This is a genomic window from Serratia sp. N21D137, from assembly GCF_047530005.1.
In the GTDB taxonomy this organism is placed as follows: Bacteria; Pseudomonadota; Gammaproteobacteria; order Enterobacterales; family Enterobacteriaceae; genus Chania; species Chania fonticola_B.
In genome coordinates this window covers 46524-70330 of sequence record NZ_JBLJAJ010000009.1, presented here as the reverse complement: position 1 = coordinate 70330, position 23807 = coordinate 46524, and the positions used below count along the sequence as shown (strand labels likewise).

17 protein-coding genes are annotated in these 23807 nt (G+C 56.2%); 7 read left to right on the top strand and 10 right to left on the bottom strand.

All coding sequences use genetic code 11. The annotated features are described in order from the left end of the window. Positions 1–157 precede the first annotated feature (157 nt). The 5 genes from serS to lrp form a co-directional block, all read right to left on the bottom strand. Complete coding sequence (gene serS, locus ACMV5H_RS09730; RefSeq protein ID WP_115159637.1) at positions 158–1450, bottom strand: serine--tRNA ligase; 1293 nt, start codon at positions 1448–1450, stop codon at positions 158–160. A gap of 108 nt (positions 1451–1558) precedes the next feature. Beyond that, on the bottom strand, positions 1559–2902 hold the full coding sequence (locus ACMV5H_RS09725) for a replication-associated recombination protein A (protein ID WP_037375016.1): 1344 nt from the start codon (positions 2900–2902) through the stop codon (positions 1559–1561). Between the two features lie 7 nt (positions 2903–2909). Beyond that, positions 2910–3521 (bottom strand): outer membrane lipoprotein chaperone LolA, encoded by a 612-nt coding sequence (gene lolA, locus ACMV5H_RS09720; RefSeq protein WP_024529867.1) that lies wholly within the window; start codon positions 3519–3521, stop codon positions 2910–2912. Positions 3522–3706: 185 nt separating this feature from the next. Further along, positions 3707–7168: a DNA translocase FtsK 4TM domain-containing protein gene (locus ACMV5H_RS09715; RefSeq protein ID WP_414821751.1), complete on the bottom strand. Its 3462-nt coding sequence runs from the start codon at positions 7166–7168 to the stop codon at positions 3707–3709. Positions 7169–7288: 120 nt separating this feature from the next. Beyond that, the gene (gene lrp / locus ACMV5H_RS09710) at positions 7289–7783 is read right to left on the bottom strand and encodes a leucine-responsive transcriptional regulator Lrp (RefSeq protein WP_021804943.1); all 495 of its coding nucleotides are present in this window, start codon (positions 7781–7783) and stop codon (positions 7289–7291) included. Between the two features lie 697 nt (positions 7784–8480). Here lrp and trxB point away from each other — a divergent pair. The 5 genes from trxB to infA all read left to right on the top strand — a co-directional run bounded on the left by trxB (position 8481) and on the right by infA (position 14297). Continuing rightward, positions 8481–9452, top strand: a complete 972-nt coding sequence (gene trxB, locus ACMV5H_RS09705) for a thioredoxin-disulfide reductase (RefSeq protein WP_115159636.1) — start codon at positions 8481–8483, stop codon at positions 9450–9452. Positions 9453–9710: 258 nt separating this feature from the next. Then, a complete protein-coding gene (cydD, locus tag ACMV5H_RS09700) occupies positions 9711–11477 on the top strand; it encodes a heme ABC transporter permease/ATP-binding protein CydD (RefSeq protein ID WP_179253657.1) in 1767 nt (588 codons plus the stop codon). A 2-nt stretch (positions 11478–11479) separates the two neighbouring features. Next, on the top strand, positions 11480–13216 hold the full coding sequence (cydC, locus tag ACMV5H_RS09695) for a heme ABC transporter ATP-binding protein/permease CydC (protein WP_115159635.1): 1737 nt from the start codon (positions 11480–11482) through the stop codon (positions 13214–13216). A gap of 30 nt (positions 13217–13246) precedes the next feature. After that, positions 13247–13972, top strand: a complete 726-nt coding sequence (aat, locus tag ACMV5H_RS09690) for a leucyl/phenylalanyl-tRNA--protein transferase (RefSeq protein ID WP_414821750.1) — start codon at positions 13247–13249, stop codon at positions 13970–13972. Between the two features lie 106 nt (positions 13973–14078). After that, positions 14079–14297 (top strand): translation initiation factor IF-1, encoded by a 219-nt coding sequence (infA, locus tag ACMV5H_RS09685; RefSeq protein WP_002211347.1) that lies wholly within the window; start codon positions 14079–14081, stop codon positions 14295–14297. A 243-nt stretch (positions 14298–14540) separates the two neighbouring features. On the opposite strand, the gene clpA is transcribed toward infA, so the two are convergent. Both clpA and clpS read right to left on the bottom strand, forming a co-directional pair. Continuing rightward, positions 14541–16820, bottom strand: coding sequence for an ATP-dependent Clp protease ATP-binding subunit ClpA (gene clpA / locus ACMV5H_RS09680; protein ID WP_024529873.1), 2280 nt, complete (start codon positions 16818–16820; stop codon positions 14541–14543). A gap of 26 nt (positions 16821–16846) precedes the next feature. Next, positions 16847–17167 (bottom strand): ATP-dependent Clp protease adapter ClpS, encoded by a 321-nt coding sequence (clpS, locus tag ACMV5H_RS09675; RefSeq protein WP_021804950.1) that lies wholly within the window; start codon positions 17165–17167, stop codon positions 16847–16849. A gap of 344 nt (positions 17168–17511) precedes the next feature. Between clpS and cspD the strand changes: the two genes are divergently transcribed. Continuing rightward, positions 17512–17733 carry a cold shock-like protein CspD gene (gene cspD, locus ACMV5H_RS09670; RefSeq protein ID WP_021804952.1) on the top strand — a complete coding sequence of 74 codons (222 nt, stop codon included), beginning with the start codon at positions 17512–17514 and terminating at the stop codon, positions 17731–17733. Positions 17734–17809: 76 nt separating this feature from the next. On the opposite strand, the gene macB is transcribed toward cspD, so the two are convergent. Together macB and macA are read right to left on the bottom strand one after the other, a co-directional pair. Next, entirely contained in the window at positions 17810–19756 is a 1947-nt protein-coding gene (gene macB / locus ACMV5H_RS09665) for a macrolide ABC transporter ATP-binding protein/permease MacB (RefSeq protein WP_059200378.1), read from the bottom strand. Then, positions 19756–20871 carry a macrolide transporter subunit MacA gene (macA, locus tag ACMV5H_RS09660; protein ID WP_115159634.1) on the bottom strand — a complete coding sequence of 372 codons (1116 nt, stop codon included), beginning with the start codon at positions 20869–20871 and terminating at the stop codon, positions 19756–19758. The genes macB and macA overlap by 1 nt, the downstream gene beginning before the upstream one ends. Positions 20872–21067: 196 nt before the next feature. On the opposite strand from macA, the gene ACMV5H_RS09655 reads away from it, so the two are divergent. Then, the gene (locus ACMV5H_RS09655; protein ID WP_179249731.1) at positions 21068–22009 is read left to right on the top strand and encodes a VirK/YbjX family protein; all 942 of its coding nucleotides are present in this window, start codon (positions 21068–21070) and stop codon (positions 22007–22009) included. Here the strand turns inward: ACMV5H_RS09655 and ACMV5H_RS09650 are convergent. After that, positions 22006–23661, bottom strand: coding sequence for an ATP-dependent endonuclease (locus ACMV5H_RS09650; RefSeq protein WP_179249730.1), 1656 nt, complete (start codon positions 23659–23661; stop codon positions 22006–22008). The two genes, ACMV5H_RS09655 and ACMV5H_RS09650, sit on opposite strands and share 4 nt — an antisense overlap. Between the last annotated feature and the right edge of the window lie 146 nt (positions 23662–23807).

Below are 23807 nucleotides of genomic sequence, written 5' to 3'. Positions count from 1 at the left end.
TTCCCCCTCCATAGGTAAGGATATTACTCACAAGGAGGTAAGAAACTTTGTCTGCTATCAATAAATGGTGCTTTCATTCGTAAATAAAAAACATTCATACAAAAAAAGCGCCCGTAGGCGCTTTCGATACACTATTTCGTTAACACCGTGAGGTGGGTTAACCGATATATTCCAGGCCGCCCATGTAAGGGCGCAATGCTTCTGGCACCTGAATACGGCCATCTGCCTGCTGGTAGTTTTCCAGCACGGCAACCAGAGTACGGCCTACGGCCAAACCAGAGCCGTTCAGCGTGTGCACCAGGCGTGGCTTCTTCTCGGTCTTGCTGCGGCAACGAGCCTGCATACGACGAGCCTGGAAATCTCCCATATTGGAGCAGGAAGAGATCTCGCGATAGGTGTTCTGCGCAGGCAGCCACACTTCCAGATCGTAGGTTTTACAGGAACCAAAACCGATATCACCGGTGCACAGCAGCACTTTACGATATGGCAGGTTCAGCAGCTGCAGCACTTTCTCCGCATGGCCGGTCAACTCTTCCAGCGCATTCATCGAGTCTTCTGGGCGCACGATCTGGACCATTTCGACCTTGTCGAACTGGTGCATACGGATCAGGCCACGGGTGTCACGCCCGTAAGAACCGGCTTCTGAACGGAAGCATGGTGTATGCGCGGTCATCTTCAGTGGCAGATCTTCTTCATCGAGGATCTCGTCACGCACCAGGTTGGTGACTGGCACTTCCGCAGTTGGGATCAGCGCATAGTTGCTGCTTTCTGATTCCTCTTCCAGCGGTTTGGTATGGAACAGATCTTCACCAAACTTCGGCAACTGGCCAGTCCCGTACAGCGTGGCATGGTTCACCAGATAGGGCACGTAGGTTTCCAGATAGCCGTGTTGTTGCGTGTGCAGATCCAGCATGAACTGGGCCAACGCACGGTGCATACGAGCCATTTGACCTTTCATTACCACAAAGCGCGCACCGGTCAGTTTCACCGCTGCGGCAAAGTCCAGCCCACCGGCCATTTCGCCCAGCTCAACGTGATCGCGTACCGGGAAATCGTACTGACGCGGTTCGCCCCAGCGGCAGATTTCCAGGTTTTCGCTATCGTCTTTGCCATCCGGCACCGCATCGTCCGGCACGTTCGGCATCACCAACGCGTAATCACGGATCTCGTTCTGCAGCTTATCCAGTGCGGCCTTGGCAGCATCCAGCTTGTCACCCAGTTCGTTCACTTCGCGACGCAGTGGCTCGATATCTTCACCGCGCGCTTTGGCCGCGCCGATGGATTTCGATCGGGAGTTACGTTCTGCCTGCAGTGTTTCAGTTTCTACCTGCAGAACCTTACGGCGCTCTTCTTGCGAACGCAGCAGATCCAGATCGAGTTTAAAGCCTCTGCGAGCCAGTTTTACGGCGACTGCGTCTAGCTCATTACGCAGCAGATTGGGATCGAGCATGCTAATCCTGTGCTTGTTGTTATTGAAAGAGAAATTGTGTTTTATGCCGCAACGGTATAGCCGCATAAAAGAAGTGTGATACCCGCTAACCTTACCGCAACGGCAACGCTAGCGGTAGCGTTTTGTCTGGCTATTTTGATCCTGCTCAGCCAGCCATGCCAACTTTTCACCGATTTTGCCTTCCAGCCCGCGCGAGGTTGGATGATAGTAGCGCGTGGTGGCCATTTCCGCCGGGAAATAGCTCTCTCCGGCCGCGTAGGCGTTGGGTTCGTCATGGGCATAGCGGTATTCTGCGCCCAGCCCCATTTCTTTCATCAGCTTGGTCGGTGCGTTACGCAGATGCTCCGGCACGTCATAGTCCGCCATCTCTTTGGCATCACGCATGGCGGCTTTAAAAGCGGTATAGACGGCGTTGCTTTTTGGCGCACAGGCCAGATAAACGATCGCCTGTGCGATGGCGCGTTCCCCTTCCGCGGGGCCAACGCGGGTGAAGCAATCCCAGGCGGCAATGGCCACCTGCATTCCGCGTGGATCGGCGTTGCCAACGTCTTCAGAGGCAATGGCCAACAGGCGGCGCGCCACATATAGAGGATCGCCACCAGCAGTAATAATACGTGCATACCAGTACAAGGCGGCATCCGGTGCCGAGCCACGCACGGATTTATGCAGCGCTGAAATCAGATCGTAATAGCGATCGCCTTTGTTATCGAAGCGTGCGCTGCGTTCACCGGAGACCTCTTTGAGCAGTTCCGGGGTTAATACCCGCATGCCTTTGCCGTCGATTTCCGCCATATCGGCCATCATCTCCAGGCTGTTCAAGGCGCGGCGGGCATCGCCACCCACCAGTTCCGACAGCATGCGCTTGGTTTCCGGCGGCAGCTCGATGTTTTGATCGCCAAAACCTCGTGCCTTGTCTTCCATGGCCTGATCCAGCACTTGGCCGATGTCGTCCGCCGTCAGCGCTTTGAGCAGATAGACCCGCGCGCGGGACAGCAACGCCGAGTTCAGCTCAAAGGAGGGGTTTTCCGTGGTGGCGCCGATGAAGGTAATGGTGCCGTCTTCGATATGTGGCAGGAAGGCATCCTGCTGGCTTTTATTGAAGCGGTGGACTTCGTCAACAAACAGGATGGTGCGGCGGCCTGCATCGCGGTTTTGCCGGGCGCGCTCGATAGCTTCGCGGATCTCCTTGATGCCGGAGGTTACCGCTGAGATGCGCTCAACATCGGCCCGGCCATAGCGGCCAATCAACTCTGCCAGCGTCGTTTTCCCGGTTCCCGGCGGCCCCCACAGGATCATAGAGTGCAACTGCCCAGCCTCGATGGCGCGTGGCAACGGCTTGCCCGGGGCCAGCAAATGCTGCTGGCCAATGTATTGTGCCAACGTGGTTGGCCGCATACGCGCGGCCAGTGGCTGGAACTCATTGTGGGAAAAATCGAGTGACATGTTGCTCACGTAGACCTCACTGGCGCTGGTCGTCCAGCGTCACCCCCTTCGGTGGGGTAAATTTGAATTTGGCAGCATCAACGCTGCTGCTCTGCTGGCTCTTCAACTGATAAGCGCTGCGCTGGCCATCTTGCTCAACCGCAGCAAAGCTCTTGATGGTGCCGCTATTGGTCACGGTGATGGCAAACTGCTTCAGATTACCGCTGCTGGCCTTTGGCGTCAGTTCGAAATCATCGCCCTTCTGCTTCACGTTGTATTTTTTCCAGTCGTTAGCATCGTTACGGGTGATCAGCATAAAGGGCGTATTGCCAGTGGCGTTCTTCAGCCAGGTGGCCGTCACCTGCTCGACGAACGGGTTGTAGAACCACAGGGTCTCGCCGTCCGAAACCAGCACGCTCTCATCCGGCGAGGTCATGTGCCAGTTAAACAGATTGGGGCGTTTTACCCATAATTCGCCTTCCCCTTGCTGCACAGCAGCGCCGTCACTACTGGTGACAGATTGGGAGAAGCTGGCATGGAAACTGTTTACTTTCGCCAGACGACTTTGCAAATCTTGCGCAGCATCCGCCAACACGGAAGTAGACGCGAATCCCGAAAGCAGACAACAGGCCATCAACAGTTTTTTCATTATTTCAGCTACCTTATGAAATGCGTTTACCGCAAGCTGGGTCAATATAACCCTGAACACCTCCACTCTACCCGAAGCGCTCGGCCGACAGCCAGAGCACGATTCCGATAAAGCAGGGGTTTACGCTTCTTTGCACAAGGGCCGCAAAGCGGCCCTTTTATGATGGTTACAGCGCCTGATGGCAATCAATCATGCCGTGGCGGGGCAAGCACCTCACGGTTACCGTTATGCCCCTGCTCGCTGACAATGCCCTGCGCTTCCATCTGTTCGATGATACGCGCGGCGCGGTTGTAGCCGATGCGGAACTGACGCTGTACACCGGAAATCGAGGCGCGGCGTTTATCCACCACAAACTCGACCGCCTGATCGAACAGCAGATCCAGCTCTTCGTCACCGTCCAGACCACCGCCTGCGCCACCCTCACCGTCTTCACCGGCGCTGAGAATACCCTCTTTATACTGCGGCCGCTCACGCGCTTTCCAGTCTTTGACCACGGCATGAACTTCCTGATCGCGGACAAACGCCCCGTGCACACGCACCGGTATTGAAGAGTTCGGTGCCAGATACAGCATGTCACCCATCCCCAGCAAGGATTCCGCTCCGCCCTGATCGAGAATGGTGCGGGAGTCGATCTTGCTCGATACGGTAAAGGCGATACGCGTCGGGATGTTGGCCTTGATCAAACCGGTGATCACATCCACCGAAGGACGCTGGGTTGCCAGCACCAGGTGGATCCCCGCAGCACGCGCTTTCTGTGCCAGACGAGCGATCAGCTCTTCAACCTTTTTGCCCACCGTCATGATCAGATCGGCAAATTCATCCACCATCACCACGATGTACGGCTCTTTTTCCAACACCGGCGGCGTGATATCCATGCTGTCGCTTGGCTTCCAGAACGGATCCGGGATTGGTCGCCCCATCGCCTCGGCCTGATCGACCCGCTCGTTGTAGCCTGCCAGGTTACGAACCCCCAGGGCAGACATCAGCTTATAGCGGCGCTCCATCTCGGCCACGCACCAACGCAATGCATTGGCGGCGTCTTTCATGTCGGTAACCACATCGGTCAGCAGGTGTGGGATGCCTTCGTAGACCGACAGTTCCAGCATTTTCGGGTCGATCATGATAAAGCGCACTTCTTTCGGCGTGGCCTTATACAGGATACTGAGGATCATGGCGTTGACCCCAACCGACTTACCGGAACCGGTGGTACCGGCCACCAGCAGATGCGGCATTTTACCCAGATCGGCGACCACTGGCTGACCCGCGATATCTTTACCCAATACGATCGCCAGAGGCGATGGGTTGTCGCGGAAGGCTGGGCAATCCAGCACTTCGCGCAGATACACGGTTTGCCGTTTGACGTTCGGCAGTTCCAGGCCGACGTATGGCTTACCCGGGATCACTTCCACCACACGCACGGCGGAAGTTGACAATGAGCGGGCCAGATCGCGCGACAGGTTGGAGATACGCGCGGCCTTGACGCCAGGAGCCAAATCCAGTTCGAAGCGGGTAATGACCGGACCAGGCAGAATATCGACCACGTCGGCCTTGACGCGGTAATCCGCCAGGCTGGCTTCCACCAGCCGCGCTTTCTGTTCCAGCGCAAAGGTATCGACCGGTTCGACCTCTTTCGGGGCCTCGGTCAATAGATCCAGCGTTGGCAGTGGCGTAGTCGGTTTCTGCAGCGGCATATCATTACGCATCAGGAATGGATGGATCAGGCTGTCCATCGCTGGTGCTGGCGGTTGCTGCTGAACGGGTGGCTGATAAGTCTGTTGCGGCTGGTAACCAGGCGCAGGGTTAGTTTGCGGACGCGGCGCCTGATAAGCGGGCACCTCAGGCTCAAACTGCCCGAACGGCACATCATCTTCCAACTCGCTTTCCAGCTCGATGCTATCCTCAAGCTGTGGCGACAAGGTAAACAGCGGCTCGGTTGGGCCGTCATCCACCAGATCTGCCATCGGTGAGAAACTGTAGGCCTGGCGGGTATCCACCGGGCGAGTCACCGGAGCCGGTTCTGGTTCAGGCTGCGGCTCTTCTACGCCATAGCGTGCCTGTTGCTGCGCAGCAAATGCCTGACCGAGTTCGGCCTCACGCTGCGCATCTTCGTCATCTTGTTGTTCTTGCGAATACTCTTCGCCATAGCGCTGGCTTTGCTGTTCGGCAAAGGCTTGACGCAATGCAGCTTCTTGCAGGACTTCATCTTCTTCCTGCGGGTTGCTGAACGGTTCTGGCTGAGGTTCATCCCCACGGTTGCGCTGCTCCTGCTCCGCGATCCGCTGCGAAGGCAGCTTGATGCCGTAGGAGGCCAGCTCACGCCGGGTTGGAATACGCACCGGATTTGGCCGTGGCAGTTCCGGGCCGATGCCCTGCTTGATCTGCGAGCTCGCATCACTGGTGGCTGTAAACGCAGGCATGAAGGTGTTGTTCACCGCGCCAGCGGTTGCTGTGGCAACCGCCGCTGGCTTCACTACCTCTCTGGCGCTGAAACCCGTTGAGCCAATAACATCGTCGCTATCCCGCTGAGCCGCAGAGAAATCAAACGGTGACGGCTCTGGTTTTGGCGTAACGGGGGTCTGCCAGTCACCCAGGCGCGGCTCATGTTCCTCAAGATAAGGCTCCGTTACGCGCGTCGTTCTCGGTGCCGGTGTCTCTTCAGGCAGTTCAAACGAATACAGCGGCGGCGTGTCTTGTGGCTGCGCAGGGGTTAATGGATGCTGATTGATGGAAGCAGGCGCTGTCGGGGCTACGGTGACCGGAGCCTGAACGGCCGCTTTCGGCATTACCGGGATATCAGTAACGACCGGCGCTGGCTCGGCAAGCGGGAGGTCATCATCGCTGGCACGCAACCCACTTAATAAAGGATCTGCGGCATCTTGCGCTGCTTCTTCGGCGGTTTCGGTCACGGAAGAGGCAGAGAACAACGCGTCTTCCTCATCTACTGCCATGGCAGCAGGTGCCACAGGTTGGCCGCTTTCTTCGCGATCGTCGAACACGACATCGTCATCGTCGTGATAGCGGTCTTCACGGCGTGAACGGTTAGTCATAAAGGTAGCGGCGCCCAGCACGACACCACCAATTTTTTCCGCAATCACCAGCCATGACCAACCGGTGAACAGCGTCAGCCCCACTGCCCAAATGCCGAGCAGCGCCAAAGTGGCGCCAATGCCGTTAAACCACGGCAACATGGCATTGCTTAGCAGGCTGCCAATCACCCCGCCGGAAGCGAAGTAATAGAGATCGTCAACGTTCAACGCCGCCAGGCCACACGAGGTGAGCACCAGCGCCAATGTGCCGATCAAACGTAACGAGAGCCCAAAGAAATCGACGTAATCGCCGTTATCGCGCCGACGGTAACCAGACAGGCACAACACCAGCATAATCGGTGGGATCGCATAGGCAAGGACCCCAAAGGTGAAGAACAACGTGTCGGCCAACCATGCGCCTACCCCGCCGCCCAGATTGTGGATAGGCTCATGCCAGGCAGTTTGCGACCAACTAGGATCGGAAGGATTGAAACTGACCAATGCAGCCATAAGGTAAACGGCAAAAATTGCCACCACGATCAACACAGCCTCGAGCAAACGTCGCCCACTGCTGAGTTTTTTCAGGGTAACTTCTTTATCTTCTGTGTATTCCTGGCTCAAGAAAGGCACTCCAGGTTCCTGTTGACGGATAGAGTAACGGCGCCGAGAAGTTTCCCCGGCGCCAAAACTGTATGAATAAACAGGAGTGTAACGAATTTAATCAGGTTTTGCACCTGCACCTTACCGTGTTTTGATAACCAGACGGTTACTCTGTTTGACTTCTTCCATCACGACGTAAGTACGGGTGTCATTCACCCCCGGTAAACGCAACAGAGTTTCGCCCAACAGCTTACGATAAGCTGACATATCTGGTACACGGGTTTTCAACAGATAGTCGAAATCACCGGAAACCAGATGACACTCCTGAATTTCTTCAAGTTTTTGCACCGCAGAGTTGAATTGCTCAAACACATCCGGCGCACCGCGGTTCAACGTGATTTCCACGAAGACCAGCAGGGAAGCGTCCAGATAATGCGGGTTAAGCAATGCGGTATACCCATGAATGAAGCCTTGACGCTCAAGACGGCGCACACGCTCCAAACAAGGGGTTGGGGATAACCCCACGCGCTTTGAAAGTTCGACGTTCGAAATGCGCCCATCCTTCTGCAACTCATTAAGGATGTTGCGATCGATACGGTCGAGATCTTTACCCGGGCGTTTTTTAGTATCTACCATTATTATTGTCTCTCTTATGTTCTTCCCTGCACTTGCCACACCCTAGCCAACGTCAATGTGCAAGGATTTGTTCCAAGCGAAGACCCGATGCCAGTGTTTAGCGGTTCATCCCCCTGAGGGAACAGGATACGTAATACCAACCGCCCTTGTGCTTCGTCACTCTTTGTCACTACCATCTTCCGCCGTTGCCCAGCCTGTCTGTCACCTCTGGGCAACGAATTCAAATGATTTACGTTCAGAAATCCATCAACCCCGTCAGGGCAAACCCTCCCTCACCCGTCGCGCCCCGACAATATTCTGCCTGGGTGGCGAAAATGCCTACGATTTGCAGCTGACACGGGGTTAATTTCTTCTTCCAATGATGTTTTCGCAAATGCGCAGCGGATTGTCAAAGTAAAAGAACTAAAATCAGTAGAACGTACCGCCAGCAAAACTGAGCACCTGATTTTTTATTAGGAATTTCCCCTACCCGAAACCGGGTAGTTGCCCACATAAACCCGACAAAAAACGCATTTTTAACCCATTGCTGTACAAAATTATTGCTGCTGTTACCTCTCCCAGCCCAAGGATAAAATCGCGGCTAATAGGCGCTGATTATCAAACAAATCGGTAACAACATCCCCTGGCGCTTTTTTTACTGCCGCATTTTCCCTACAATCGGTTTCATTGTCCGCCATTGTGGGAAACGAGGTTATTCATGGGCACGGCTAAACATAGCAAATTATTGATCCTGGGCTCTGGCCCGGCTGGCTACACCGCAGCGGTTTATGCAGCACGCGCGAACCTGAACCCGGTATTGATCACCGGTATGGAGCAAGGCGGTCAGCTGACCACCACCACCGAAGTCGAGAACTGGCCAGGCGACGCCGAAGGTTTGACCGGCCCGGCGCTGATGGAGCGGATGCGTGAGCACGCAGAAAAGTTCGACACCCAGATCGTGTTTGACCATATCAACAGTGTCGATCTGCAGAACCGCCCTTTCCGCCTGTTGGGTGATAGCGGCGAATATACCTGCGATGCCTTGATTATCGCTACTGGCGCATCGGCCCGTTATTTAGGCCTGCCATCGGAAGAAGCTTTCAAGGGCAAAGGGGTCTCCGCCTGTGCCACCTGCGATGGTTTCTTCTATCGCAACCAGAAGGTCGCCGTAGTCGGTGGTGGCAACACCGCCGTGGAAGAAGCACTGTATCTGTCAAACATCGCCTCTGAGGTTCACCTGGTGCACCGCCGTGACACTTTCCGCAGCGAAAAGATCCTGATCAATCGCCTGATGGAAAAAGTGAAGAACGGCAACATCATCCTGCATACGGACTGCACGCTGGACGAAGTGTTGGGCGATCAGATGGGCGTCACCGGGATGCGCTTACGCAGCACCAAGGACGAAGAGCAAACCAAAGAGTTAGAGCTTGCCGGCGTATTTATCGCGATCGGTCACAGCCCGAACACCGCGATCTTTGGCGGGCAGCTTGAGCTGGAAAACGGCTATATCAAGGTGCAGTCCGGTATTCACGGCAACGCGACCCAGACCTCCATTCCTGGCGTATTTGCCGCAGGTGACGTCATGGATCACATTTACCGCCAGGCGATCACCTCAGCCGGAACCGGCTGTATGGCCGCACTGGATGCCGAACGCTATCTCGACGGTATCGCACAGGCCGAAGTTAAGTAAGCCCCCATCAGCAATGATAGCGAGGTGGCCTGTTGGCCGCCTTATTTCTATCCCCCCGCCCCTCAAAGTTCAAAACAACCCCATCCGCGCTAAAAACGTGACTGTTACCCAAGTGATGAAAGGGATATTTAGTTCACGTCTACCGAGTGACGAGGTAACATTAGCATTCACTTGTCTTATTTCCCGCTGAGACAAACACTTTTTTAACAGTACGTTAACCAAGCCTGCTACAACAGGCATCGGCGACGCAGACACCTGATGAAAAAAACCAGACAGCACCAGTTAACCCGTTGGCTCAAAACACAGAGTACGTTGGCGCAGCGTTGGCTACGTTTATCCATGCTGTTAGGCCTGGCAAGCGGCATTTTGATCGTCGCCCAGGCCTGGCTGTTGGCCTCACTGCTCCATGCGCTGATTATTGAACATCAGCCCCGTGGCGAACTGGTTTCGTCGTTTATCTGGTTGGCCGCCACCTTTGCCCTGCGCGCCTTCCTGAGCTGGCTGCGCGAACGGGTTGGCTTCATCTGCGGGCAGGTCATTCGCCAGCGTATGCGTTCGCAGGTGCTGGATAAGCTGCAACAGCTTGGCCCCGCCTGGATCCAGGGCAAGCCCGCCGGGAGCTGGGCCAGCATCATCGTTGAGCAGATTGAGGATATGCAGGATTACTATTCCCGCTATCTGCCGCAAATGTATTTGGCCGTGTTTATCCCAGTGCTGATCCTGATCACCGTCTTCCCGATCAACTGGGCGGCCGGGTTTATCCTGCTGGCTACCGCCCCACTGATCCCGCTGTTTATGGCACTGGTCGGTATGGGTGCGGCCGATGCCAATCGCCGTAACTTTGTCGCGCTGGCAAGGCTCAGCGGCAATTTCCTCGATCGCCTGCGCGGCCTGGATACCCTGCGTCTGTTTAATCGCGGCCAGGCGGAAACCGATCACATTGCCAAATCCTCAGAAGATTTTCGCCAGCGCACCATGGAAGTGCTGCGTCTGGCCTTCCTCTCCTCCGCCGTGCTGGAGTTCTTCGCCTCGATTTCCATCGCCGTGGTGGCGGTCTATTTTGGCTTCTCCTACCTCGGTGAACTGGACTTTGGCAGCTATGGCATGGGCGTAACGCTGTTTGCCGGTTTTCTGGTGCTGATCCTGGCACCGGAGTTTTTCCAACCGCTGCGCGATCTGGGCGCCTTTTACCATGCCAAAGCCCAGGCCGTGGGCGCTGCCGAAGCGCTGGAAACCTTCCTGGCCGCCGAGGGCGAGCAGGTTGGCAATGGCTCTCAAACGCTAAATAGCGAAGAACCACTGACCATACGGGCACAGCAGTTGGAAATCCTCTCGCCCAATGGGATAGTGCTTGCAGGCCCCCTTGATTTTACCTTGCCTGCCAACCGGCGCATTGCCTTAGTCGGGCTTAGCGGTGCGGGGAAAAGTTCGTTGTTGAATCTGCTGCTGGGCTTCCTGCCCTATCGTGGCTCGTTGCTGATCAACGGCATCGAACTGCGCGAGCTGGATGCGGTTAACTGGCGTCAGCAACTGGGCTGGGTGGGGCAAAACCCCCATCTGCCAGCCCAAACTCTGCGGGACAATATTCTGCTCGGCTACCCACAGGCCAGCGAAACCCAATTGCAGCAGGCCGTCGAACAGGCTTACGTCAGTGAATTCCTGCCGCATTTACCGAAGGGATTGGCAACCGATCTGGGCGATGGCGCTGCCCGCCTTTCCGTTGGGCAAGCTCAGCGTGTGGCCGTGGCGCGAGCACTGCTCAGCCCCCGCCGCTTGCTGTTACTGGATGAACCTGCGGCCAGCCTGGACGCCCACAGCGAACGTTTGGTGATGCAGGCGCTTAATGCCGCCTCCCATCAGCAGACCACGCTGTTGGTCACGCACCAGTTGGAAGATACCGAAGATTATGACCAGATTTGGGTGATGGACAGCGGCAAAATCGTGCAGCAGGGCAACTACGCCACGCTGAGCGCCCAGCCCGGTCTGTTTGCCAAACTGATTGCACACCGCAGCGGGGAGCTATAATCATGCGCGTTTTGCTGCCATTCCTGGCGTTGTATCGCCGCCACACGTTTCTGATTTTACTGGGTATCGTGCTGGCTATCGTCACCCTGCTGGCCAGTATCGGCCTGCTGGCGCTGTCCGGCTGGTTCCTGGCCGCCTCTTCGCTCGCCGGGTTGGCGGGGTTGTATACCTTCAACTACATGCTACCGGCCGCTGGCGTACGGGGCGCGGCAATCTTCCGTACCGCCGGGCGTTATGCAGAACGGGTCGTCAGCCATGACGCCACTTTCCGCGTGTTGTCCCATCTGCGGGTATTTACCTTCCGCAAGATCCTGCCGCTGTCACCGGGTGGTATTGCCCGCTTCCGTCAGGCTGAGCTGCTTAACCGCCTGGTTGCCGACGTTGATACGCTAGATCACCTCTACCTACGCGTTATCTCGCCAATGGTCAGCGCTGCGGTGGTGATTGTGGTAGTCACCTTCGGCCTCAGTTGGCTGGATGTTCCGTTAGCCCTGACGCTGGGCGGAATATTGTTATTGCTGTTGCTGGCCGTTCCGCCGGTCTTCTATCGCGCAGGTAAGCCCATCGGGGGAGAGTTGACCCTGTTACGCAGCCAGTACCGCACCGACCTGACCGCCTGGCTCCAGGGGCAGGCCGAACTGGTGGTGTTTGGTGCGCTGGACAGTTTCCGGCATAAGCTCAACGCAACCGAACAGCGCTGGCAGAGCCGTCAGTGGCAACAGGCTTCACTTGGGGGGATTGCCCAGGCGCTGATGATCCTGGCAAGTGGCCTCACCGTCACGCTATTGATGTGGCTTGCCGCTGCGGGGATCGGTGGCGATACCCAACCCGGGGCCCTGATTGCCCTGTTTGCCTTTGCCGCCCTGGCCTCTTTTGAAGCCATGATGCCCGTCGCCGCCGCGTTCCAACATCTGGGCCAGGTGATCGCTTCGGCGACCCGGGTCAAGCAGATCATCGATCAGCAACCGGAAGTCACCTTCCCTGCCAGTGGCCCAGCTTCACAGCCGGGCGCAGAACTGCAACTGAGCGAGGTGTCTTTCACCTATCCCGACCAGCCGCTGCCGGTGTTGAACAACGTGACGCTGAACATCGCCGCTGGAGAGCACATTGCGCTGTTGGGCCGTACCGGCTGTGGTAAATCGACCCTATTGCAATTGCTGACCCGCGCCTGGAATGCCGACGGCGGCCAAATCCTGCTCAACGGCCAACCATTGGCCAGCTATGATGAAGCTACGCTGCGCGCCATGACTACGGTAGTGAGCCAGCGGGTGCATATCTTCAGCAGCACGCTGCGTGAAAACCTGCGTATCGCCGCACCTGCGGCCAGCGATGAGGACTTAAACCTCGCACTGCAACAAGTTGGTCTGGATAAGCTGCTGGAAAATGAGGGGCTGAATGCCTGGCTGGGTGAAGGTGGCCGCCAGCTTTCCGGTGGTGAGCAACGCCGTCTGGGCATTGCCCGTGCCCTGCTGCATCAAGCCCCGCTATTGCTGCTTGATGAGCCAACCGAAGGACTGGATGCCGAAACCGAACAACAGATCCTGGCCCTGCTCCGCCAGCATTGCCGCGGCAAGACGTTAATTCTGGTGACTCACAGACTCTATGGGCTGGAGCATTTCGATCGCATCTGCGTAATGGATGGCGGCAGTATCGTGGAACAAGGCAGCCACGCGGCGCTAATGCGCCAACCTGGCCGCTACGCCCAATTCCACCAACGTATCAGTAATCTATCGCTGTAGAACCGCCTGTGGGCGACGCTAAGAGGTTTTATGCGCATTGTTAAGCTGTCATCGCAGTCTGTAGCGTTTCCCTCACCAGAGGCCGCCCTGCACGATCCTAACGGACTGCTGGCCATCGGTGGCGATTTGACGCCTGCGCGGCTGCTGGCAGCCTATGAGCGCGGGATCTTCCCCTGGTATTCGCCTGGGGAAGCCATCCTATGGTGGTCACCGGACCCTCGAGCGGTGCTGTTCCCAACGGATTACCATGTCAGCCGCAGCTTCAAGCGATTCCTGCGCAACCCGCCGTTCCGCATTACCCTCAATCATGATTTTGCCGCCGTGATCGCCGCCTGTGCATACCGCCCCGATGAAGGCACCTGGATCGGCGAGGAGGTACAGCGTGCCTATTTACAACTGCATCACCTTGGGCACGCCCATTCCATTGAGGTGTGGCAGGGGGAAGAGCTGGTCGGCGGCCTGTACGGTGTCGCCCAGGGAGCGCTGTTCTGCGGTGAATCGATGTTTAGCCGCACCACCAACGCATCAAAGTGTGCTTTATGGGAGTTTTGCCGCCATTTTGCCGCTTATGGAGGAGAATTGGTTGACTGTCAGGTGCTTAACGCTCACACTGCCCGGCTTGGAGCGAGAGAAATTCCCCGCCGCCAATTTTTGCAGCAGTTGAGCAACCTTCAGCGCAGGGTGTTAGCGCCGGAATGCTGGACAGCGCAAGTCATACCCCCACAGCTGGTTGAACTGCCCTCCCAAACTGACTAATTTTGTGGAATCGGTGCATTGTTCACCGACACTCCTTTACATAATGTGGGTTTTTCGGCATTATCTTGCCGGTTAAAAACTAAGGTAGTTACACCTAGAGGATTCGATGGCCAAAGAAGACAATATTGAAATGCAGGGCACCGTTCTTGATACGCTGCCGAACACCATGTTCCGTGTTGAATTGGAAAACGGGCACGTGGTTACCGCTCATATCTCCGGTAAAATGCGCAAAAACTATATCCGCATCCTGACGGGTGACAAAGTCACTGTAGAGCTGACCCCGTACGACCTGAGCAAAGGCCGCATTGTCTTCCGTAGCCGTTAATCGGCTCACCCGTCGCCAGCCACTGGCGACACCGAGGATGTGATCCCTCAAAAGAGCCCTTTCCGTTTACCCCCGCAGCAACGTTCTCCACCGAGTTGTGTTGGCGCAGGTAAACTGAGAGGGCTCACTCATTTTGTTGAGGCGAATCTGTTCGCCCCGACCTGGTTCAATTTCGTAGGCCGTGAAATTCACGTATAAAAAAAGCGATGCCAAGGCATCGCTTTTTCGTTACCAGCCTACCGCTTAGTGCACCGCACCTTCATCCGCTTTACGCTTCTGCGCGCTGAGGAAGTGGTAAGTCAGCTGTTTCTTGTCTGCGTCCAGCTCGACTTTCACCGAGCCGCCGTCCACCAGTGAGCCAAACAGCAGTTCGTTGGCCAGCGGTTTTTTCAGGCTTTCCTGCATCACACGCGCCATTGGACGAGCGCCCATCGCACGGTCATAGCCTTTCACCGACAGCCAGTCACGCGCTTCGTCGCTCACTTCCATCGACACGCCCTTCGCATCCAGCTGCGCCTGCAGTTCGACGATAAACTTGTCGACCACCTGCTGGATCACCGCAGGAGACAGATGGTTGAACCAGATGACGTTGTCCAGACGGTTACGGAATTCTGGCGTAAACACCTTCTTGATCTCGTCCATCGCGTCGATGCTGTTGTCCTGTTCGATCAGGCCAATCGATTTGCGTTCGGTTTCACGTACCCCGGCGTTGGTGGTCATCACCAGGATCACGTTACGGAAGTCTGCTTTACGGCCGTTGTTATCGGTCAGCGTCCCGTTGTCCATCACCTGCAACAGCAGGTTGAACACGTCCGGGTGCGCTTTCTCGATTTCATCCAGCAGGACCACCGCGTGCGGATGTTTGATCACCGCATCGGTCAGCAGGCCGCCCTGGTCGTAACCGACGTAGCCCGGAGGTGCGCCAATCAGACGGCTGACGGTATGACGTTCCATATATTCGGACATATCAAACCGCAACAATTCGATATCCAGCGCCTTCGCCAGCTGCACGGTAACCTCGGTTTTCCCTACCCCGGTCGGCCCGGCGAACAGGAAGGACCCCACCGGCTTGCGATCCTGGCCCAGACCGGCACGGCTCATCTTGATCGCTTCGGTCAGCGCCTCGATGGCCGGATCCTGGCCAAACACCAGCATTTTCAGGCGGTCGCTCAGGCTTCTCAGCACGTCGCGATCGCTGGCAGAGACGGTCTTTTCCGGGATACGCGCAATACGTGCGACCACGGATTCAATATCCGCCACGTTGACCGTTTTCTTACGCTTGTTCACCGGCAGCAACCGGCTACGCGCACCAGCCTCATCGATCACGTCGATTGCCTTGTCCGGCAGATGACGGTCGTTGATGTATTTCACCGACAGCTCTACCGCAGCACGAACCGCTTTAGCGGTGTAACGCACATCATGGTGCGCTTCATACTTGGTTTTCAGACCATTGATGATCTGAATGGTCTCTTCCGGCGTCGGCTCGGTAATGTCTATTTTCTGGAAGCGACGCGCCAGCGCACGGTCTTTTTCGAAAATATTGCTGAACTCCTGATAGGTGGTGGAACCAATCACCCGGATCTTGCCGCTCGACAGCAGCGGTTTGATCAGGTTGGCGGCATCCACTTGCCCACCGGAAGCCGCACCGGCACCGATGATGGTGTGAATTTCGTCGATAAACAGGATGCTGTTCTTATCCTGCTCCAGCTGTTTGAGCAGCGCCTTGAAGCGCTTCTCGAAATCGCCACGGTATTTGGTGCCCGCCAGCAATGAGCCAATATCCAGCGAATAGAGGGTGCAGTCTGCCATCACCTCTGGCACGTCGCCCTGCACGATCCGCCAGGCCAGCCCTTCGGCAATGGCGGTTTTACCTACGCCGGATTCCCCCACCAGCAGCGGGTTGTTTTTACGGCGGCGGCACAGCACCTGAATGGCGCGCTCCAGTTCACGGTCACGGCCAATCAGCGGATCGATACCGCCGACGCGGGCCAGTTGGTTGAGGTTGGTGGTGAAGTTTTCCATACGGTCTTCCCCTCCAGGCTGCTCTTCGTTTACCGGGTTTTCCGCATTAGGTGCCTGGCCCGGCTCATCTTTACGTGTACCATGTGAAATGAAGTTCACCACGTCCAGACGGCTGACGTCGTGTTTACGCAGCAGGTATGCCGCCTGGGACTCCTGTTCGCTGAAGATCGCCACCAACACGTTGGCACCGCTCACTTCGCTCCGGCCGGAGGACTGCACGTGGAATACCGCACGCTGCAGTACACGCTGGAAGCTGAGCGTCGGCTGAGTATCGCGCTCCTCTTCGCTGGTGGGCAGCGTTGGTGTGGTTTGTTCGATAAAGGCTTCCAGCTCCTGGCGTAACGCGGCCAGATCCACCGTACAAGCCTCGAGCGCTTCGCGCGCGGCAGGGTTGCTGAGTAACGCCAGCAACAGGTGCTCCACGGTCATAAACTCATGTCTGTGCTCGCGCGCTCTGGCGAAAGCCATGTTGAGACTGAGTTCCAATTCTTGATTGAGCATAGGCACCTCCCCAATAGATTGCCTTTTCAGGCTTTTTCCAGCGTACAGAGCAACGGATGCTCATTCTCCCTTGCGTAACGGTTCACATGGACCACCTTGGTTTCCGCGACCTCAGCGGTGAAAACACCGCAGATCGCCTTGCCTTGATAGTGGACCGTGAGCATCAGTTGCGTTGCACGTTCAATATCATAAGAAAAGAACTTTTGCAGAACGTCAATCACAAATTCCATCGGTGTGTAATCGTCGTTGTTAAGTATAACTTTATACATTGACGGCGGTTTTACCGCATCGATTTGTTTTTCTTCGGCCAAGTGTTCAATATTTAGCCAATCGTTGCTATTGCCCATTGCTGCTCATCTTCTCTGCCATGCCTCAGTATATGGGGCCATGTTCGGGTTATTCAAACGGGAGTATCAAGACTATTTTACCATCTTCGCGGTTAACGTGCCGCAGCACAACGCGATTAATCACCCTTATCGCGGCCACAATTTGTTACCAAACCATGTCAATAGCGTTAACTACTTCAAACTTTGGTGAACTGCCCGACGCGGTCATTGGCCGATCCCTTGACGTGTTGATCATTTGCTCTAGAGTGTAATTTTGTGAGTTGTTGGTCTTTTGACCAGTTGGTACTCACCTGGATCAGTTATTCATCTCATTTTAAAAATAGCATTGCGAGGGATGTAGCAACATGGAGACGGGTACTGTTAAATGGTTCAATAACGCCAAAGGGTTCGGCTTTATCTGCCCGGAAGGCGGCGGTGAAGATATCTTCGCGCATTATTCAACAATTAAAATGGATGGCTACCGAACGTTGAAAGCGGGCCAACAGGTCAGGTTCGACGTACATCAAGGGCCGAAAGGGAACCACGCGAGCCTGATTATGCCGCTGGAAAGCGAGGCAATGGCCTAAACGCTCCCCTTCAGCCACTTCTGCACTGTCAACTCAAAATGCCAGCCGCCATACGGCTGGCATTTTATTTTTGCCGTTACTCGCGCGCCAAGGCGTCAATCGGATTCAAGCGAGCAGCACTGCGTGCCGGCAGATAGCCGAACACCACGCCAATACCGGTGGAACACAAGAACGCACTTAGCAAGGCGACCGGCGGGAAGCTGATCTGCCAGCCCGGCATCACCAATTGCACCAGCAGGCCAATCGCGAACGACAGCGCGATCCCCAGCGCGCCCCCTACCAGGCAGACCAGCACCGCCTCGATCAGGAACTGTTGCAGGACATCGCCAGAGCGCGCCCCCACCGCCATGCGAATGCCGATTTCACGCGTCCTTTCCGTTACCGAGACCAGCATGATATTCATCACCCCAATCCCGCCAACCACCAGCGAAATCACCGCCACCAGGGTCAGGAACAGTTGCAGCGTGCGGGTGGTTTTCTCCGCGGTTTGCACCAGGCTGTCCATGTTGTAGGTGAAGAAGTCTTTCTTGCCGTGGCGCAGCGTCAGCAACCGCGTCAACTGCTGTTCCGCTTCCTGGCTGTTATAGCCCTCACGGATACGCACGGTGATCGAGTCAAAATAGTCATTGCCCATCAGGCGATTGGCCATCGTGCTATAGGGCACCCATACGCTCAGCGCCTTGCTGCTGCCGAACATCGACTGCTTTTCCTTAGCCACACCAACCACCGTGGCTGGCATATTGCCGATCAGGATCACCTCACCCACCACGTTTTTTTTATGCGGGAACAGCCGCCGCTGGGTATTGGCATCGATCACCACCACCTGCGCCTGGGATTGCACCTGTAGGGCATCGATGCCTACCCCCTGGGAAAGCGTCATGCCGTAAACTCGGAAAAATTGTTCACCGACGCCCGCGACGTTGGCGGCCACATCAATATTGCCAAACCGTAGCCGCATGCTGCTGCTGATATTCGGCGAAAGCGCACTGACATAGGGTTGTTCACGCAACGCGCTTAGATCGCCATACTTCAACGCCTGGCGGAAGCTGGGATCGTCATCACCAAAGTCTTTGCCGGGATAGATGTCCACGGTGTTGGTGCCAATGGATTTGATGTCTGCCAGGATCATCTGCTTGGCCGCGTCGCCGATCACCAGGATCGAGACCACCGAGGCAATGCCGATGATGATCCCCAACATGGTTAACGCCGTGCGCATCTTGTTGGCTGCCATAGCACGCCAAGCCATCACCAACGCCTCACGGAAACGGCCAGCTACCTGCTGCCAGGAAGGCGCTGGCGCAGCCATATCCAGCATTTTGGCCTGCGGGTTACCCTGCGCCTGTGGCCGAGAGTCGGCGATGATTTCGCCGTCGCGGATTTCGATAATCCGCTCTGCCTGCTGTGCTACCGCCGGATCGTGCGTGACGATAATCACCGTGTGCCCCTGCTCACGCAGTTGCTTGAGGATCGTCATCACCTCTTCACCGGAATGACTGTCGAGCGCACCGGTCGGTTCATCCGCCAGGATCACCTGACCACCGTTCATCAAAGCCCGCGCAATACTGACACGCTGCTGCTGCCCCCCCGAAAGCTGGCTTGGCCGGTAGGTGATACGTTCCCCCAGCCCCAGACGTTGCAACAAGGCCGCCGCCCTTTCGCGCCGTGCTGCCTTGCCCAGCCCGGCATAAACCGCAGGCACCTCCACGTTATGCGCCGCACTCAGATGGGGTAGCAGATGATAGCGTTGGAAGATAAAGCCAAAGTGCTCGCGCCGCAGCTGGGCCAGCGCATCGCCATCAAGCGTTGCCACATCCTGCCCGGCCACACGGTAAGTCCCGGCGCTGGGCTTGTCCAGGCAGCCGAGAATGTTCATCAGCGTCGATTTACCGGAGCCAGAAGCCCCCATAATCGCCACCATCTCACCAGCGTTGATGCGCAGACTGACGTTTTTCAGCACGTCTATGGTCTGGTCGCCGGAGAGGTAGCTACGCCGGATATCACTCAGTTCTAACAGTGCCGTCATCAGCTGGCCTCCGCGCCGCCGCGGCTGACAATCACTTCTTCACCGGCCTGCAACCCACTGACAATCTGCACATCCACATTGTTGCGAATGCCGATCGTAACTTCGCGCTTCTCTTCCTTGCCCTGTTTCAGTACCGAAATGTGGTAACGGTTATCGGCGATCTGATCCCCCAATGCCGCCAGCGGGATCACCAGCGCATCGCTGACGCCAGCCAGTTGAATATGCACCTGCGCGGTCATTTGCAGACGCAGCAAGCCCTGTGGGTTTGGCACTTCGAAACGCGCATAATAGAAAATGGCATTGTTGACCTTCTCTGGCGTGGGCTGAATGTCTTTCAGCTCGCCGTCAAAGCGTTTGCTCGGATCGCCCAGCACGGTAAACCAGGCTTTCAACCCCGGCTTGAGGTGGATCACGTCCGCCTCGGAAACCTGGGCCTTCACCATCATGCTACTCATGTCTGCCAACGTCAGAATGTTGGGCGCTTGCTGCGCGGCGATCACCGTCTGGCCCTGCAAGGTGGTGATCTGCACCACATCACCGTCCATCGGCGCTTCGATACGGGTATAAGCGAGATTGATCTTGGCGGTATCCAGGCTGGCCTGATTTTTGGCGATCTGTGCTCTGGTGGTTTCAACCTGCGCTTTTTTTACCGCCAGCTCAGTGGTGAATTTATCCAAATCCTGGCGCGACACCGCCTGCACCTTGGCCAGTTCGCGGTTACGCTGCAAGGTCACCGCCGCAAGTTGTTGCTCTGCCAAAGCCTGTTGCAGCTGGGCTTGCAGTTGCTGCAGCGTGGCTTCGCCTTCGCGAATGCTGTTTTGTGCCTGTTCGGGATCGATAATGCCGAGCAGTTGGCCTTTTTGCACCTTATCGCCAATCTCGACCTTCAGGCTCTCCAACTGTCCGCTGACCTGAGCCCCCACATCAACCTTACGCACCGCGTCCAGTTGGCCGGTTGCCAATACGCTTTGCTCCAGATCGCGTTTAGCGACCTTGACGGTTTTAAACTCCACCGGAGCCGGATGGCTAAAGTGCCAATAAGCCACAACGGCAAGCACCACCAGAACGGTGCACACCAGCAACCCACGTTTCTTACTTTTGAATAACCACGTCAATGTTTGTTCCTACCTATTTCCTGTCATTCTCAGGCTGCCAACCATGGCAACCCAAGTAAATTAGCATGTTGCGTTTCTGATAACTAAACCAAGGCTCAACGTATTTCGAGCAAGGCAATTTTGCCGTACCGTATTGAACTTCTGTTTAGTGAAGCCTTGATGAAATAGTCATTTAGACACAGACCAGGATTTCATCATGTCTCAGCTCAGCTATCCACTCATATCGGCCAAACCGGCCAGCCAACTGATGACGGCACTGATCAACGGCGAGAAAGTGCCCAGCAATGCCTGGAAAAAAACGTCATTCCGCCTTAAGTTTCTTGGCCGTTCGCTACTCTGCTGGCCCACGACTCGCAGCCTGCTCAATACGCTGGCCGCCAACCCGCTGCTGGATGAGATTTTAAGCGCACAACCCAATCTACCCTGCAAACTGCATCGCCCCTATCTGGCGAACAACATGAGCCGCATCGACCGTCTTTTTGCCCTGCGCGATCACTACGATCTGCTCTCTCAACGCATGCCGCTGAAGGTGCACCTCGGCCAACTGGGTAGCCATCCCTTTACCTTAAGCCGTGCACAGGACAAAAATGGCGAGCAGATCTGCCTGCAACTGGCCTCTCTGGACCACTTGAATAAAGAGGGTGAAACGACCCTGCTGTTGCGCAATAGCCAAGGGATCATGCTGGCTGAAATGACCTTCACCTTGATGAATTACCAGCAACAACCCACGTTATTTATCGGCGGTATGCAAGGCGCCAACTCCACGGTGCCGCACGCTGAGATCCAGAATACGACCAAAGCCTGCCACGGCCTGTTTCCAAAACGCCTGGTGTTGGAAGGCATTTGCCACCTGGCCCAACAGCTGGGGATCCGGCAGTTGATCGCGGTAGGCAACACCACCCATATTTACCAGAACTGGCGCTACCACCACAAAAAGAAAAGCCAGCTGCATGCCGATTACGATCAGTTCTGGCTTTCCATGGGCGGCAAGCAACTCGATAACGGCTATTTCCTGTTACCCGAGCGCATTGGCCGCAAGCCGATGGAAACCATCGCCAGCAAAAAACGCGCGGAATATCGCCGCCGTTACCAGTTACTGGATGAGCTTCAACAGGGGATTAGCAAACACTTTTCTTAATCCGCCCGGCCCCGCGCCAGCCACATCACGCGGGAGAACATTTTCTTCAACAACGGTGGCACCGAGTCGGTGCCCCACGCCCCGGCCTGCATGGCCACCTCAATCGCCAGATCGGGTTTTGAAGTGTGATGTACCGCTTTGATGATCACCTTACGCACCGGCATCTGTACCTTTAGCGGTACCGAAGCCACCCGGTGATAAACCGAGCTGAATCCCTCCCGATACATGAAATGTTCCATATCCGGCGCAGGCAGTGCGGTCAAACGATCGCGCTCGTTATCCTCGTGGTTATCCAGCATGCTGCGCACGGCATTGGCATATTTCTTCCCGGCTTCGTCGCCATCCACCAGGGCGTGCCATTCAATGCCCATGCGCCGGGCAAACTTCAGCAAGGGTTTCAGCCCGCATTGGGCAAACTCAATGACCCGCACACCTTCGGACTCGAAACGATAGCCACACTGGCGCGCCAGTTCGTTAAGCAGCCAGACCTCGGTTTCCCCTTCCACCAGCAGCCAGCAGCGGGCAAACAGCGAGGCGGGCCGGTTAAAGCGGATATGGAACGCTATGCGCCGCCCATCCTCCGCACTTAGCCCCTTTGGCCCGAGGCGATAGGTGGCAACCCGGGCCGATTCGCGCACCAGGCGGCAAATATGCTCCACCGGCACCAGCGACACCAGCTCGCTGGAGTTGGTGGTGGTAATACGTTGCAACGGCATCTGGTTGAGCAACCCCCAGGCTACCGACAGCATGATGGGATGCAAGCGCGTTTCCGGGTCTTCTACCAGCAATAATGGCCGTGCATGGGGATCGAGTTTTACGTTTCCCTTGGCCTGCAGTAACGTAGAGAACATCCCCAGCAGGATCAGTCGCATGCTGCGGCTGTTAGGTTCGGCAATCATGCGGTTGATGCTGTCTAGCGATCGCCACGCCTGTTGTTCCGGTTGGCGACGATGGCGAGGCCCGGCAATCTGCGAACCTTGCTCGGCAAAATAGTGTTCAAGCAGTTGCTGCATCGCCGCCAGGCCCTGCCGTAGTTCGGCATTAGTCAACTTTTGCGGATTGCGCACCAGTTCGCGCGTCAGTTGATCCAACTGCTGTGCCAAGGCTTCGTTATCGGCAGGGAGACGATCGCTGAGTGAGCTGGGCCGCAGGCGGCGAATAAAGCGCGCATCACGCAGCCGCAGCACCGGATGAATACGGATCAGGGCGTGCACCAGTTGATCGATATGGTGCAGGTGCAAAGCGTTGCCCTCGGCATCAAGAAAACGCCGCCAGGTGCATACCGTGCCATCATCGTCTAATTCTCCCACACAGCAGTAGTGAATGCGGCTCAGGTTATCTTCCCCCTTCGACCAAAGCGGCGAAAGATGGCGATAGCGCGGCAGATGCGCATGGCCGGTATCCTTTTCACAAAAAGTGAAGATAATCTGCAAATGACGATCTTTGGCCGCTTCGTCGCCAGGCGGGAAGTAAAAATCTTTGGCTTCAAAGCGATACAGCGTCTGTTCGGGGGCCAGCAAAAAGGTCATGGCGTCCAGCAGGCTGGACTTGCCCCAGGCATTTTCCCCAAGTAGCACGGTATTATCATCCAGCGTCAGTGAAAGCCGGTTGATACCGCGGAATCCTACAATCTCAATACGCTCCAGGTACATCTGCTGACTCCTTTATTCGCCTGATACCTTGAGGATGAGCAATAAAGCCATTACAGGTCAAGCAGACATTACCACCGCGTGCTGCAAACCGCGTAAATCCGCCACTTTACTCCGCCGCCCATTTTGGTTAGCGTGTGGGGTTTGCC

Excerpts from the sequence above, each read along its gene's own strand:
- serS (WP_115159637.1), bottom strand. The coding sequence starts at position 1,450 with ATGCTCGATCCCAATCTGCTGCGTAATGAGCTAGACGCAGTCGCCGTA.
- lolA (WP_024529867.1), bottom strand. The coding sequence starts at position 3,521 with ATGAAAAAACTGTTGATGGCCTGTTGTCTGCTTTCGGGATTCGCGTCT.
- lrp (WP_021804943.1), bottom strand. The coding sequence starts at position 7,783 with ATGGTAGATACTAAAAAACGCCCGGGTAAAGATCTCGACCGTATCGAT.
- trxB (WP_115159636.1), top strand. The coding sequence starts at position 8,481 with ATGGGCACGGCTAAACATAGCAAATTATTGATCCTGGGCTCTGGCCCG.
- cydD (WP_179253657.1), top strand. The coding sequence starts at position 9,711 with ATGAAAAAAACCAGACAGCACCAGTTAACCCGTTGGCTCAAAACACAG.
- cydC (WP_115159635.1), top strand. The coding sequence starts at position 11,480 with ATGCGCGTTTTGCTGCCATTCCTGGCGTTGTATCGCCGCCACACGTTT.
- aat (WP_414821750.1), top strand. The coding sequence starts at position 13,247 with ATGCGCATTGTTAAGCTGTCATCGCAGTCTGTAGCGTTTCCCTCACCA.
- infA (WP_002211347.1), top strand. The coding sequence starts at position 14,079 with ATGGCCAAAGAAGACAATATTGAAATGCAGGGCACCGTTCTTGATACG.
- clpA (WP_024529873.1), bottom strand. The coding sequence starts at position 16,820 with ATGCTCAATCAAGAATTGGAACTCAGTCTCAACATGGCTTTCGCCAGA.
- clpS (WP_021804950.1), bottom strand. The coding sequence starts at position 17,167 with ATGGGCAATAGCAACGATTGGCTAAATATTGAACACTTGGCCGAAGAA.
- cspD (WP_021804952.1), top strand. The coding sequence starts at position 17,512 with ATGGAGACGGGTACTGTTAAATGGTTCAATAACGCCAAAGGGTTCGGC.
- macB (WP_059200378.1), bottom strand. The coding sequence starts at position 19,756 with ATGACGGCACTGTTAGAACTGAGTGATATCCGGCGTAGCTACCTCTCC.
- ACMV5H_RS09655 (WP_179249731.1), top strand. The coding sequence starts at position 21,068 with ATGTCTCAGCTCAGCTATCCACTCATATCGGCCAAACCGGCCAGCCAA.
- ACMV5H_RS09650 (WP_179249730.1), bottom strand. The coding sequence starts at position 23,661 with ATGTACCTGGAGCGTATTGAGATTGTAGGATTCCGCGGTATCAACCGG.